The sequence below is a fragment of the Kluyvera sp. NPDC087067 genome (genome assembly GCF_044745165.1).
GTDB lineage: Bacteria > Pseudomonadota > Gammaproteobacteria > Enterobacterales > Enterobacteriaceae > Kluyvera.
On record NZ_JBIUZS010000007.1, the window covers coordinates 218,805 to 231,882 of the forward strand.

The following is a 13,078-nucleotide window of genomic DNA, read 5'->3' on the forward strand; positions in this document are numbered from 1 at the left end:
ATGATGGAAAACTTTAAACATACTTCGGTACTGCTGGACGAGGCCGTAAACGGTCTGAATATTCGTCCTGACGGTATCTATATTGATGGCACATTTGGCCGTGGTGGTCACTCGCGTCTTATCCTCTCGCAGCTTGGCGAGCAGGGACGTCTTATCGCGATCGACCGCGATCCCGAAGCGATTGCGGTAGCGAAAACTATCGACGATCCGCGTTTTTCCATCGTGCATGGACCTTTCTCCGCGCTGGCGGATTATGTGGCCGAGCGCGATCTTGTCGGCAAGATCGACGGCATTCTACTCGATCTTGGCGTTTCCTCTCCGCAGCTTGATGACGCCGAACGCGGCTTCTCGTTTATGCGTGATGGCCCGCTGGATATGCGTATGGATCCCACTCGCGGTCAGTCGGCGGCCGAATGGCTGCAAACGGCAGAAGAAGCGGATATTGCCTGGGTGATTAAAACCTTCGGCGAAGAACGTTTTGGCAAACGCATTGCGCGCGCCATCGTGGATCGCAACCGTATTGAGCCGATGACGCGCACCAAAGAGCTGGCTGAAGTCATTGCCGCTGCGATGCCGGTAAAAGACAAATTCAAACACCCCGCAACCCGTACCTTCCAGGCGGTGCGTATTTGGGTGAACAGTGAGCTGGAGGAGATAGAGCAAGCGCTAAAAAGCTCGCTTGGCGTGCTGGCCCCGGGTGGGCGGCTGTCAATCATCAGCTTCCATTCGCTGGAAGACCGCATTGTGAAACGCTTCATGCGCGAACAGAGCCGCGGTCCACAGGTTCCGGCTGGAATTCCGATGACTGAAGAGCAACTCAGGAAACTGGGTGGCCGTCATTTACGAGCGCTAGGCAAGTTGATGCCGGGCGAACAAGAAGTGGCTGAGAATCCACGAGCTCGTAGTTCAGTGCTGCGTATTGCAGAAAGGACGAACGCATGATCGGCAGAGTGACAGAAGCCCTAAGCAAAGTGACCGGGTCGTTAGGAAACAGCGAACGTCATGCCTTGCCTGGCGTTATTCGCGACGACCTTTTGCAACACGGGAAGCTGCCACTCTGTCTGTTCATTTGCATCATTGTGACGGCGGTAACGGTGGTGACAACCGCTCACCATACTCGCCTGTTAACAGCCCAACGTGAACAGTTGGTACTGGAGCGCGATGCGTTAGATATCGAATGGCGAAACCTGATCTTAGAAGAGAATGCTCTTGGCGATCATAGCCGTGTCGAACGTATCGCTACTGAAAAGTTGCAAATGCAACATGTTGATCCATCAAAAGAAAACATTGTTGTTCAAAAATAAGGATTATTGCAACGCATGAAACCAGCGGCAAAAAAGACGCTTAAACCGAAACGTCAGGAAGAACAAGCCAACTTTATCAGTTGGCGTTTTGCGTTGCTTTGCGGCTGTATTCTGATTGCACTCGGCTTCTTGCTTGGACGCGTGGCGTGGTTGCAGATCATCGCCCCCGACATGCTGGTGCGTCAGGGCGACATGCGTTCGTTGCGCGTGCAGGAGGTATCAACCTCCCGTGGCTTAATCACCGACCGTTCCGGTCGTCCGCTGGCGGTAAGCGTTCCGGTAAAAGCTATCTGGGCCGATCCGAAAGAGCTGCACGAAGCGGGCGGAGTGGTACTAAACAACCGCTGGAAAGCGCTGGCCGATGCGCTGAACATGCCGCTCGACCAGCTTGCTTCACGCATTAACACCAATCCACGCATGCGCTTTATCTATCTGGCACGTCAGGTTAACCCTGACATGGCAGACTACATCAAAAAACTGAAGCTGCCGGGGATTTACCTGCGCGAAGAATCCCGTCGCTACTATCCTTCCGGCGAAGTAACCGCTCACTTGATTGGCTTTACTAACGTCGACAGTCAGGGCATCGAAGGGGTTGAGAAGAGCTTTGACAAGTGGCTCACCGGTCAGCCTGGTGAACGTATTGTTCGTAAAGACCGCTATGGCCGGGTTATTGAAGATATCTCTTCAACGGACAGCCAGGCCGCGCATAATCTGGCGTTGAGCATTGATGAACGCTTACAGGCGCTGGTCTATCGTGAGCTGAATAACGCCGTGGCCTTTAACAAGGCGGAATCCGGTAGCGCCGTGCTGGTTGATGTCAACACTGGCGAAGTGCTGGCGATGGCCAACAGCCCGTCCTACAACCCGAACAACTTCACCGGTACGGCGAAGGACACCATGCGTAACCGCGCGATCACCGACGTGTTCGAACCGGGCTCCACGGTGAAACCAATGGTGGTGATGACCGCCTTACAGCGCGGCGTAGTGCGTGAAAATACCGTACTCAACACCATCCCTTATCGAATTAACGGTCACGAAATCAAAGACGTGGCGCGCTACAGCGAATTAACCCTGACCGGGGTTCTACAGAAGTCGAGTAACGTTGGTGTTTCCAAGCTGGCGTTAGCGATGCCGTCCTCAGCGTTAGTAGATACTTACTCACGTTTTGGGCTGGGAAAAGCGACCAATTTGGGGTTGGTCGGAGAACGCAGTGGCTTATATCCTCAAAAACAACGGTGGTCTGACATAGAGAGGGCCACCTTCTCTTTCGGCTATGGGCTAATGGTAACCCCGTTACAGTTAGCGCGAGTCTACGCAACGATTGGCAGCTACGGCGTCTATCGTCCGCTGTCTATTACCAAAGTTGATCCGCCGGTTCCCGGCGAGCGTATCTTCCCGGAAGCTACCGTTCGCTCCGTCGTGCACATGATGGAAAGCGTCGCGCTGCCCGGTGGCGGCGGCGTGAAGGCGGCGATTAAAGGCTACCGTATTGCGATTAAAACCGGTACGGCGAAAAAAGTGGGCCCTGATGGGCGCTACATCAACAAATATATTGCTTACACCGCAGGCGTTGCGCCAGCCAGCCAGCCGCGTTTTGCGCTGGTAGTGGTCATCAACGACCCGCAGGCGGGTAAATACTACGGCGGCGCCGTTTCCGCGCCGGTCTTTGGGGCCATCATGGGCGGTGTACTGCGCACGATGAACATTGAACCGGACGCGCTGGCAACGGGCGACAAAAATGATTTAGTAACAAATCAAGGCGAGGGATCAGGTGGCAGATCGTAATTTGCGCGACCTTCTTGCTCCGTGGGTGCCTAATGCACCGGAGCGAGTACTGCGGGAGATGACGCTCGACAGCCGTGTGGCTGCATCGGGCGATCTGTTCGTAGCTGTAGTGGGTCATCAGGCGGACGGGCGTCGTTATATCCCGCAGGCAATTGCGCAAGGCGTCGCGGCAATTGTAGCCGAGGCAAAAGATGAAGCGACCGACGGTGAAATCCGTGAGATTCACGGTGTGCCGGTTATTTACCTCAGTCAATTGAACGAACGTTTATCGGCACTGGCCGGGCGTTTTTACCGTGAACCTTCGGACAGCCTGCGCCTGATTGGCGTTACTGGCACCAATGGTAAAACCACCACCACGCAGCTGATTGCACAGTGGTGCCAGCTGCTGGGCGAAACCAGCGCGGTCATGGGCACCGTCGGCAACGGTCTTCTGGACAAAGTTATCCCGACCGAGAACACCACCGGTTCAGCGGTTGACGTTCAGCACGTGCTGGCGGGTCTGGTTGCGCAAGGCGCGACGATGGCGGCGATGGAAGTCTCTTCCCACGGCCTGGTACAACACCGCGTGGCGGCACTTAAATTTGCGGCTTCCGTGTTTACCAATCTCAGCCGCGATCACCTGGATTACCACGGTGATATGGAGCATTACGAAGCCGCAAAATGGCTGCTGTATTCAACTCACCACTGCGGCCAGGCGATTGTTAACGCCGATGATGAAGTGGGCCGCCGCTGGTTGGCCCGTCTGCCGGATGCCGTTGCGGTGTCGATGGAAGATCATATCAATCCGAACTGCCACGGTCGCTGGCTGAAAGCCATCGGCGTGGATTATCACGATAGCGGCGCGACCATTCGTTTCGGCTCCACCTGGGGCGAAGGCGAGATTGAAAGCCGCCTGATGGGCGCATTTAACGTCAGCAACCTGCTGCTGGCGCTGGCAACGCTGCTGGCGCTGGGTTACCCGCTGGCTGACCTGCTGAAAACCGCTGCGCGTTTGCAGCCGGTGTGCGGGCGTATGGAAGTTTTCGCGGCGCCGGGCAAACCGACCGTGGTTGTTGATTACGCACACACCCCCGATGCGCTGGAAAAAGCCTTACAGGCCGCGCGTCTGCACTGTGCCGGTAAGCTGTGGTGCGTCTTTGGCTGCGGCGGCGACCGGGATAAAGGCAAACGCCCGCTAATGGGCGCGATTGCCGAAGAGTTCTCCGACGTGGTGGTGGTCACCGATGACAACCCGCGTACCGAAGAACCTCGTGCGATCATCAACGATATTCTGGCTGGCATGATTGACGCCGGGCACGTGAAGGTGATGGAAGGCCGCGCGGAAGCGGTGACCAACGCCATCATGCAGGCCAAACCGAATGACGTTGTGCTGCTGGCCGGTAAAGGCCATGAAGATTATCAGATAGTGGGTAACCGCCGTCTGGATTACTCAGACCGTATCACCGCAGCGCGTCTGCTGGGAGCAGTGGCATGATTGGCGTAACGCTAAGCCAACTCTCCGGCGTACTCAACGCTGAGCTTGTGGGCAACGATCTGCTGATTGAAGAGGTCACCACCGACACCCGCAAAATCACCGCGGGTTGCCTGTTTGTGGCGCTCAAAGGCGAACGTTTTGATGCGCATGACTTTGCGCAAACCGCTAAGGATAACTGCGCGGGTGCGCTGTTAGTCAGCCGTAAGCTGGATATCGACCTGCCGCAGCTGGTGGTCAGCGATACCCGTCTGGCCTTTGGCGAGCTGGCAGCCTGGGTTCGTCAACAGGTTCCTGCGCGCGTTGTAGCGCTGACCGGTTCCTCTGGCAAAACCTCGGTAAAAGAGATGACCGCCGCCATTCTGGCCCAGTGCGGCAACACGCTTTATACCGCAGGCAATCTTAACAATGACATTGGCGTACCGATGACATTGCTGCGCCTGACGCCGGAACATCAGTTTGCGGTGATTGAACTGGGCGCAAACCACCAGGGCGAAATTGCCTGGACCGTGGGGCTCACCCGCCCGGAAGCGGCGCTGGTCAACAACCTGGCGGCAGCGCATCTGGAAGGTTTTGGATCGCTTGCGGGCGTGGCAAAAGCGAAGGGTGAGATTTTCAGCGGCCTGCCGCAAGACGGTATCGCCATTCTGAATGCGGACAATAACGACTGGGCCAACTGGCAGCAGATTATCGGTGACCGTACCGTGTGGCGCTTTTCGCCGAATGCGGCGGACAGTGATTTTAGCGCCTCAGACGTGCGTATCACCGGGCAGGGCACCGAATTTACGCTTCACACGCCAAAAGGCAGCATTGACGTGATTCTGCCGCTGCCGGGCCGTCACAATATCGCCAATGCGCTGGCGGCAACGTCGCTGGCAACGGCGGTTGGCGCTGACTTAAACGCGGTGAAAGCCGGACTTGCGCAACTGCAAGCCGTACCGGGGCGTCTGTTCCCAATCCACCTGTCGGAAACTCAGCTGCTGCTGGACGACTCTTACAACGCGAACGTTGGGTCAATGACCGCGGCGGTGCAGGTGTTGTCTGAAATGCCGGGCTACCGCGTGCTGGTAGTGGGCGACATGGCAGAGCTGGGGGCTGAAAGTGAAGCCTGTCATATTCAGGTGGGTGCGGCGGCTAAAGCCGCGGGCATCGACCGGGTACTGAGCGTCGGCACATTAAGCCAGGCCATCAGCGCGGCGAGCGGGGCAGGGGAGCATTTCACCGAGAAGTCCTCGGCAATTGCTCGCCTTAACACTCTGATTAAAGAACACAAAACTATCACCATTCTGGTGAAAGGATCACGCAGTGCCGCCATGGAACAGGTTGTACGCGCATTACAGGAGAACGGGACATGTTAGTATGGCTGGCCGAACATTTGGTCAAATATTATTCTGGCTTTAACGTCTTTTCTTATCTGACGTTTCGCGCCATCGTCAGCCTGCTGACCGCGCTGTTCATCTCTTTGTGGATGGGCCCGCGCATGATCGCCCGCTTGCAAAAAATGTCTTTTGGTCAGGTTGTCCGTAACGACGGCCCAGAATCACACTTCAGTAAACGCGGCACCCCAACGATGGGCGGGATCATGATCCTCACCGCCATTACCGTTTCCGTGCTGTTGTGGGCTTACCCTTCTAACCCGTACGTCTGGTGCGTGCTGACGGTGCTTATCGGCTACGGCATTATTGGTTTTGTCGACGATTACCGCAAAGTGGTGCGCAAAGACACCAAAGGTCTGATTGCCCGCTGGAAATATTTCTGGATGTCGGTGATTGCGCTAGGCGTCGCCTTTGCGCTGTATCTTGCCGGTAAAGATACCCCGGCGACTGAGCTGGTGGTGCCGTTCTTCAAAGACGTGATGCCGCAGCTGGGGCTGTTCTACATCCTGCTGGCCTATTTCGTGATTGTCGGTACCGGTAATGCGGTGAACCTGACCGATGGCCTCGACGGCCTGGCTATCATGCCAACCGTGTTTGTGGCAGCGGGCTTTGCGCTGGTGGCATGGGCGACCGGCAACATGAACTTCGCGAGCTACCTGCACATTCCTTACCTGCGTCATGCGGGGGAACTGGTGATTGTCTGTACGGCGATTGTCGGCGCGGGTCTGGGCTTCCTGTGGTTCAACACCTATCCGGCGCAGGTCTTTATGGGCGACGTGGGTTCTCTGGCACTCGGCGGTGCGCTGGGCATTATTGCCGTGCTGCTGCGTCAGGAATTCCTGTTGGTCATCATGGGCGGCGTTTTCGTGGTGGAGACCCTGTCGGTTATTTTGCAGGTCGGCTCCTTCAAGCTGCGCGGTCAGCGCATCTTCCGTATGGCACCGATTCATCACCACTATGAACTGAAAGGCTGGCCGGAACCGCGCGTTATCGTGCGCTTCTGGATTATTTCGCTGATGCTGGTGCTGATTGGCCTGGCAACGCTGAAGGTACGTTAATCATGGCAGATTACCTGGGTAAAAACGTCGTCATCATTGGTCTTGGACTGACCGGGCTATCCTGCGTGGATTTCTTCCTTGCGCAGAACGTGACGCCGCGCGTCATGGATACCCGAGCGACGCCACCCGGTCTGGATAAACTGCCGGAAACGGTAGAGCGTTACGTCGGTAGCCTGAATGAAGACTGGCTGATGGCAGCCGATCTCATTGTGGCAAGCCCTGGTATTGCGCTCGCGCACCCGGCACTGTCCCGCGCGGCGGATGCGGGGATTGAAATCGTCGGTGATATCGAACTGTTCTGCCGGGAAGCTCAGGCGCCTATTGTGGCCATTACCGGCTCGAACGGGAAAAGCACGGTGACCACGCTGGTGGGAGAAATGGCAAAAGCGGCGGGCGTGAACGTGGGCGTCGGCGGCAATATTGGCCTGCCTGCGCTGATGCTGCTTGACCCTGCTCGTGAACTTTACGTCCTTGAACTCTCCAGCTTCCAGCTGGAAACAACCAGCAGCCTGCATGCGACGGCGGCGACAATCTTAAACGTCACCGAAGATCATATGGATCGCTATCCGCTGGGTTTACAGCAGTATCGTGCGGCGAAACTGCGCGTTTATGAAAATGCCAAAGTGTGCGTTGTTAATGCCGATGATGGACTGACCATGCCGGTACGCGGTGCCGACAAGCGCTGCGTGAGCTTTGGCGTGGATGTCGGCGACTATCACCTCAACCGCCAGCAGGGCGAAACCTGGCTGCGCGTGAAGGGTGAAAAAGTCCTGAACGTCAAAGAGATGCCGCTCACCGGGCAGCATAACTACAGCAATGCTCTGGCGGCCCTCGCGCTGGCGGATGCCGTTGGCCTGCCACGTGCGACCAGTCTGAAAGCGCTGACCACCTTTACCGGTCTGGCTCACCGTTTCCAGATTGTGCTCGATCATAACGGCGTGCGCTGGATTAACGACTCCAAGGCAACCAACGTCGGGAGCACCGAGGCGGCATTAAATGGCCTGCATGTGGACGGTACACTGCACCTGCTGCTGGGTGGCGATGGTAAAGCTGCTGATTTCACGCCGCTGCAACGCTATCTGACCGGCGACAATATTCGCCTGTACTGCTTTGGTCGCGACGGAAGTGAGCTGGCCGCGCTGCGCCCGGAAGTGGCAACGCAGACCGAAACCATGGAACAGGCTATGCGCCTGCTCGCGCCGCAGGTGAAAAGCGGCGATATGGTGTTGCTGTCGCCTGCCTGTGCCAGCCTCGATCAGTTTAAAAGCTTTGAGCAGCGCGGTGACGTGTTTGCTCGTCTGGCGAAGGAGTTAGGTTGATGCGTTTATCGCTCCCGCGCCTGAGATTGCCTCAACTGAGGCTGCCGCGTCTGCCGGGCATGCGCATTTTCGCATGGCTATTTGCGGCGCTGAAAGGCTGGGTGATGGGCTCTCGGGATAAAGACTCCGACAGCCTGATTATGTACGACCGCATGCTGCTGTGGCTGACGCTGGGCCTTGCAGCGATTGGTTTTATCATGGTGACCTCGGCATCCATGCCGGTGGGGCAGCGTCTGGCGAACGATCCGTTCCTGTTCGCCAAACGTGATGGCCTGTACCTGCTGCTGGCGCTTGGCTTATCGCTGATAACGCTACGGTTGCCGATGTCGTTCTGGCAGCGCCACAGTACCTTTATGCTGATTGCCTCAATTGGCATGTTGCTGATTGTACTGGTGGTCGGTAGCTCGGTTAACGGGGCATCGCGTTGGATTGCGTTAGGCCCGCTGCGTATTCAGCCGGCAGAGCTGACCAAACTCTCGCTGTTTTGCTACATCGCTAACTACCTGGTGCGCAAAGCAGACGAAGTGCGTAACAACCTGCGCGGCTTCTTAAAGCCGATGGGCGTGATATTCGTACTGGCCATTTTACTGCTGGCGCAGCCTGACCTCGGTACGGTGGTGGTGCTGTTTGTCACCACGTTGGCGATGCTGTTTTTAGCCGGTGCCAAATTGTGGCAGTTCATCGCCATTATCGGCATGGGGATTTCCGCAGTGGTGCTGCTGATCCTTGCCGAACCGTACCGTATTCGCCGCGTGACCTCCTTCTGGAACCCGTGGGAAGATCCATTCGGTAGCGGCTACCAGCTGACACAATCGCTCATGGCCTTTGGTCGCGGCGAAATGTGGGGGCAGGGCTTAGGCAACTCGGTGCAAAAATTAGAGTATCTGCCGGAAGCGCATACCGACTTTATCTTCGCCATCATCGGCGAGGAATTGGGTTATATCGGTGTGGTACTGGCTCTTTTAATGGTATTCTTCGTCGCTTTCCGCGCCATGTCCATCGGTCGCAAAGCGCTGGAGATCAACCAACGTTTTTCTGGCTTCTTGGCTTGCGCAATTGGCGTATGGTTCAGCTTCCAGGCGTTGGTTAACGTTGGGGCAGCGGCCGGTATGTTGCCGACCAAAGGTCTGACCCTGCCGTTAATCAGTTACGGTGGCTCCAGTCTGCTGATTATGTCGACGGCCATTATGTTCTTATTACGTATTGATTATGAAACGCGTCTGGAGAAAGCGCAGGCGTTTACCCGAGGTTCACGATGAGCGGTCAAACAAAGCGGTTAATGGTGATGGCAGGCGGTACTGGCGGACATGTGTTCCCAGGGCTTGCGGTTGCGCACCATTTAATGGAACAGGGCTGGCAGGTACGCTGGCTGGGAACCGCTGATCGTATGGAAGCCGATTTAGTGCCAAAACATGGTATTGAAATCGACTTCATTCATATCTCCGGGCTGCGTGGAAAAGGTCTGAAAGCGCAACTGCTGGCGCCGATGCGTATTTTTAACGCCTGGCGTCAGGCTCGCGCCATCATGAAACGCTTTAAGCCGGATGTCGTGATGGGAATGGGCGGCTATGTTTCAGGCCCCGGTGGTCTGGCAGCCTGGTCACTGGGTATCCCGGTGGTGCTGCACGAACAAAACGGTATTGCGGGCTTGACCAACAAGTGGCTGGCAAAAATCGCCACTAAAGTGATGCAGGCGTTCCCCGGTGCTTTTGCTAACGCTGAAGTTGTCGGTAACCCGGTGCGCGTAGACGTGCTGGCGCTGCCGTTGCCGCAACAGCGCCTGGTTGGCCGCGAGGGTCCGGTGCGAGTGCTGGTGGTTGGTGGTTCTCAGGGCGCGCGTATCCTTAACCAGACTCTGCCGCAGGTTGCAGCGCTGCTTGGCGATAAGGTCACTATCTGGCATCAGAGCGGAAAAGGCGGTCAGCAGACGGTTGAACAGGCTTATGCCGATGCCGGTCAGCCGCAGCACAAAGTGACCGAATTTATTGATGACATGGCGGCTGCTTACGCATGGGCTGACGTGGTGGTATGCCGCTCCGGTGCGTTGACGGTGAGCGAAATCGCCGCCGCCGGTCTGCCAGCGATTTTCGTGCCATTCCAGCATAAAGACCGCCAGCAGTACTGGAACGCGCTGCCGCTGGAAAAAGCGGGCGCGGCCAAAATTTTTGAACAACCTCAGTTTACGGCGCAAGCGGTAGCCGACACGCTGGCAAGCTGGGATCGCAACACATTATTAGAGATGGCTGAACGCGCTCGCGCGACGGCGATCCCGGACGCTACCGAGCGGGTAGCAAAAGAAGTGAGCCTGGCAGCAAAGGCTTAATCATCGCGGCGCATTTGCGTCGCCCGAATTGTAGAAGTGATGGCGTTTAGAGAATGAATACACAACAACTGGCGAAACTGCGTTCTATCGTGCCCGAGATGCGTCGCGTCCGGCACATTCACTTTGTTGGCATCGGTGGCGCCGGTATGGGCGGTATTGCCGAAGTTCTGGCCAATGAAGGGTATCAGATCAGCGGTTCCGATCTCGCGCCGAATCCGGTGACGCAGCAGTTGGCCAGTCTGGGCGCCACCATTTATTTTAACCATCGCCCGGAAAACGTTCTGGATGCGAGCGTGGTCGTGGTTTCGACGGCGATCTCGGCTGATAACCCGGAAATCGTGGCGGCACATGAAGCGCGTATTCCGGTGATCCGCCGTGCGGAAATGCTGGCGGAACTGATGCGTTTTCGTCACGGCATCGCCATTGCCGGGACGCACGGGAAAACGACCACCACCGCGATGGTTTCCAGTATTTATGCGGAAGCAGGTCTTGATCCGACGTTCGTCAACGGTGGATTAGTGAAGGCGGCGGGCGTGCATGCGCGTCTGGGCCACAGCCGTTATTTGATTGCTGAAGCTGATGAAAGTGACGCGTCATTCCTGCATTTGCAGCCAATGGTGGCGATTGTCACCAACATCGAAGCCGACCATATGGACACCTACCAGGGCGACTTCGAAAATTTAAAGCAGACGTTTATTAATTTCCTGCATAATTTGCCGTTTTATGGTCGTGCTGTGATGTGCGTTGACGATCCGGTGATTCGCGAGCTGCTGCCGCGCGTGGGCCGTCAGACAACCACCTATGGCTTTAGCGATGATGCCGACGTCCGCGTCGAAGATTATCAGCAGATTGGCCCTCAGGGGCACTTTACGCTGGTACGCCAGGATAAAGAAAACCTGCGCGTCACGCTGAACGCGCCAGGCCGCCATAACGCGCTGAACGCGGCGGCGGCGGTGGCGGTTGCTACTGAAGAAGGCATTGAAGATGAGGCTATTTTGCGTGCGCTGGAGAGCTTCCAGGGTACCGGTCGTCGCTTTGATTTCCTCGGCGAGTATCCGCTGGCTGAAGTGAATGGCAAAGAAGGAACGGCGATGCTGGTTGACGACTACGGTCATCACCCAACGGAAGTGGATGCCACCATCAAAGCCGCGCGTGCAGGCTGGCCGGACAAGAAACTTGTGATGGTCTTCCAGCCGCACCGCTACACCCGAACGCGCGATCTGTATGACGATTTTGCGCATGTGCTGACGCAGGTTGATGCGCTTTTGATGCTGGATGTTTACGCTGCGGGTGAATCGCCGATTCCTGGCGCCGACAGCCGTTCGCTGTGCCGCACCATTCGTGGACGTGGGAAGGTCGACCCGATTCTGGTCTCCGACCCGGCGCAGGTCCCTGAAATGCTGGCTTCAGTACTGACGGGTAATGATCTTGTGTTAATTCAAGGCGCGGGAAATATTGGTAAAATCGCGCGTAACTTAGCTGAAATCAAACTGAAGCCGCAAACTCAGGAGGAACCGCGTCATGGCTGATAAAATCGCGGTCCTGCTCGGCGGGACTTCCGCGGAGCGCGAGGTATCGCTCAACTCCGGTGCCGCAGTGCTGGCCGGGTTACGTGAAGCGGGTGTGAACGCGCATCCGGTTGACCCGAAAGAGACTGATGTTACCCAATTGAAAAACATGGGTTTTCAGAAAGCGTTTATTGCGCTTCACGGTCGCGGAGGCGAGGATGGTACGCTGCAAGGTCTTCTGGAGCTGATTTCACTGCCATATACCGGTAGTGGCGTCATGGCATCAGCCATCTCCATGGACAAATTGCGCAGCAAACTGCTGTGGCAGGGCGCAGGGCTGCCGGTTGCGCCTTGGGTCGCTATCACCGCCGATATGTTTGAAAATGGGCTGACTGAGACGCTATTAAGCCAGGTGGCTGAATTAGGTCTGCCATTGATTGTCAAACCGAGTCGTGAAGGCTCAAGCGTCGGTATGTCGAAAGTCACGGAGAGTGACCAATTGGCCGTTGCGTTAGCGCAAGCGTTTCAACATGATGACGAAGTTCTGGTAGAAAAATGGCTCAGTGGGCCAGAATTTACGGTGGCGGTGCTCGGTGAAGAAATTTTACCGTCAGTTCGCATCCAACCTGCTGGAACCTTCTATGATTATGAAGCGAAGTATCTCTCTGATGAGACAAAATATTTCTGCCCTGGTTGTGAAGAATCAACCGAGGAAGCAGCAATGCAGTCTCTGGTACTGAAAGCCTGGAAAGTTTTAGGCTGTCGCGGCTGGGGACGTATTGATGTGATGCAGGACAGTGATGGTCAGTATTATCTGCTGGAGGCGAATACGTCACCAGGCATGACCAGCCACAGTCTGGTGCCGATGGCGGCGCGCCAGGCGGGAATGAGTTTCTCGCAGCTGGTAGTACGAATTCTGGACCTGGCGGGGTGA

The 13,078-nt window shown here is 56.4% G+C and carries 11 protein-coding genes; all 11 read left to right on the plus strand.

Going from position 1 to position 13,078, the window contains the following annotated elements; genetic code table 11:
* The 11 genes from rsmH to ACIPDS_RS18135 are packed head-to-tail and all read left to right on the plus strand — an operon-like array spanning position 1 to position 13,078.
* Positions 1-942, plus strand: coding sequence for a 16S rRNA (cytosine(1402)-N(4))-methyltransferase RsmH (gene rsmH / locus ACIPDS_RS18085; RefSeq protein ID WP_400738753.1), 942 nt, complete (start codon positions 1-3; stop codon positions 940-942).
* The gene (gene ftsL, locus ACIPDS_RS18090; RefSeq protein WP_400738755.1) at positions 939-1,304 is read left to right on the plus strand and encodes a cell division protein FtsL; all 366 of its coding nucleotides are present in this window, start codon (positions 939-941) and stop codon (positions 1,302-1,304) included. The genes rsmH and ftsL overlap by 4 nt, the downstream gene beginning before the upstream one ends.
* A 15-nt stretch (positions 1,305-1,319) precedes the next feature.
* Positions 1,320-3,089, plus strand: coding sequence for a peptidoglycan glycosyltransferase FtsI (locus ACIPDS_RS18095; protein ID WP_166516337.1), 1,770 nt, complete (start codon positions 1,320-1,322; stop codon positions 3,087-3,089).
* Positions 3,076-4,563 carry a UDP-N-acetylmuramoyl-L-alanyl-D-glutamate--2,6-diaminopimelate ligase gene (gene murE, locus ACIPDS_RS18100; protein ID WP_400738757.1) on the plus strand — a complete coding sequence of 496 codons (1,488 nt, stop codon included), beginning with the start codon at positions 3,076-3,078 and terminating at the stop codon, positions 4,561-4,563. Before ACIPDS_RS18095 ends, murE begins: the two co-directional genes overlap by 14 nt.
* The gene (gene murF, locus ACIPDS_RS18105) at positions 4,560-5,918 is read left to right on the plus strand and encodes a UDP-N-acetylmuramoyl-tripeptide--D-alanyl-D-alanine ligase (protein WP_400738759.1); all 1,359 of its coding nucleotides are present in this window, start codon (positions 4,560-4,562) and stop codon (positions 5,916-5,918) included. Before murE ends, murF begins: the two co-directional genes overlap by 4 nt.
* A complete protein-coding gene (gene mraY / locus ACIPDS_RS18110; protein WP_106925400.1) occupies positions 5,912-6,994 on the plus strand; it encodes a phospho-N-acetylmuramoyl-pentapeptide-transferase in 1,083 nt (360 codons plus the stop codon). The genes murF and mraY overlap by 7 nt, the downstream gene beginning before the upstream one ends.
* Before the next feature lie 2 nt (positions 6,995-6,996).
* Positions 6,997-8,313 (plus strand): UDP-N-acetylmuramoyl-L-alanine--D-glutamate ligase, encoded by a 1,317-nt coding sequence (murD, locus tag ACIPDS_RS18115; protein ID WP_166516334.1) that lies wholly within the window; start codon positions 6,997-6,999, stop codon positions 8,311-8,313.
* Positions 8,313-9,572, plus strand: a complete 1,260-nt coding sequence (ftsW, locus tag ACIPDS_RS18120) for a cell division protein FtsW (RefSeq protein ID WP_166516333.1) — start codon at positions 8,313-8,315, stop codon at positions 9,570-9,572. The genes murD and ftsW overlap by 1 nt, the downstream gene beginning before the upstream one ends.
* Positions 9,569-10,636, plus strand: coding sequence for an undecaprenyldiphospho-muramoylpentapeptide beta-N-acetylglucosaminyltransferase (gene murG, locus ACIPDS_RS18125; RefSeq protein ID WP_400738763.1), 1,068 nt, complete (start codon positions 9,569-9,571; stop codon positions 10,634-10,636). The genes ftsW and murG overlap by 4 nt, the downstream gene beginning before the upstream one ends.
* Before the next feature lie 53 nt (positions 10,637-10,689).
* The gene (murC, locus tag ACIPDS_RS18130; protein ID WP_400738765.1) at positions 10,690-12,165 is read left to right on the plus strand and encodes a UDP-N-acetylmuramate--L-alanine ligase; all 1,476 of its coding nucleotides are present in this window, start codon (positions 10,690-10,692) and stop codon (positions 12,163-12,165) included.
* Positions 12,158-13,078 carry a D-alanine--D-alanine ligase gene (locus ACIPDS_RS18135; protein ID WP_400738767.1) on the plus strand — a complete coding sequence of 307 codons (921 nt, stop codon included), beginning with the start codon at positions 12,158-12,160 and terminating at the stop codon, positions 13,076-13,078. Before murC ends, ACIPDS_RS18135 begins: the two co-directional genes overlap by 8 nt.

Coding starts and splice junctions, on each gene's coding strand:
- rsmH (WP_400738753.1), top strand. CDS start 1: ATGATGGAAAACTTTAAACATACTTCGGTACTGCTGGACGAGGCCGTA.
- ftsL (WP_400738755.1), top strand. CDS start 939: ATGATCGGCAGAGTGACAGAAGCCCTAAGCAAAGTGACCGGGTCGTTA.
- ACIPDS_RS18095 (WP_166516337.1), top strand. CDS start 1,320: ATGAAACCAGCGGCAAAAAAGACGCTTAAACCGAAACGTCAGGAAGAA.
- murF (WP_400738759.1), top strand. CDS start 4,560: ATGATTGGCGTAACGCTAAGCCAACTCTCCGGCGTACTCAACGCTGAG.
- mraY (WP_106925400.1), top strand. CDS start 5,912: ATGTTAGTATGGCTGGCCGAACATTTGGTCAAATATTATTCTGGCTTT.
- murD (WP_166516334.1), top strand. CDS start 6,997: ATGGCAGATTACCTGGGTAAAAACGTCGTCATCATTGGTCTTGGACTG.
- ftsW (WP_166516333.1), top strand. CDS start 8,313: ATGCGTTTATCGCTCCCGCGCCTGAGATTGCCTCAACTGAGGCTGCCG.
- murG (WP_400738763.1), top strand. CDS start 9,569: ATGAGCGGTCAAACAAAGCGGTTAATGGTGATGGCAGGCGGTACTGGC.
- murC (WP_400738765.1), top strand. CDS start 10,690: ATGAATACACAACAACTGGCGAAACTGCGTTCTATCGTGCCCGAGATG.
- ACIPDS_RS18135 (WP_400738767.1), top strand. CDS start 12,158: ATGGCTGATAAAATCGCGGTCCTGCTCGGCGGGACTTCCGCGGAGCGC.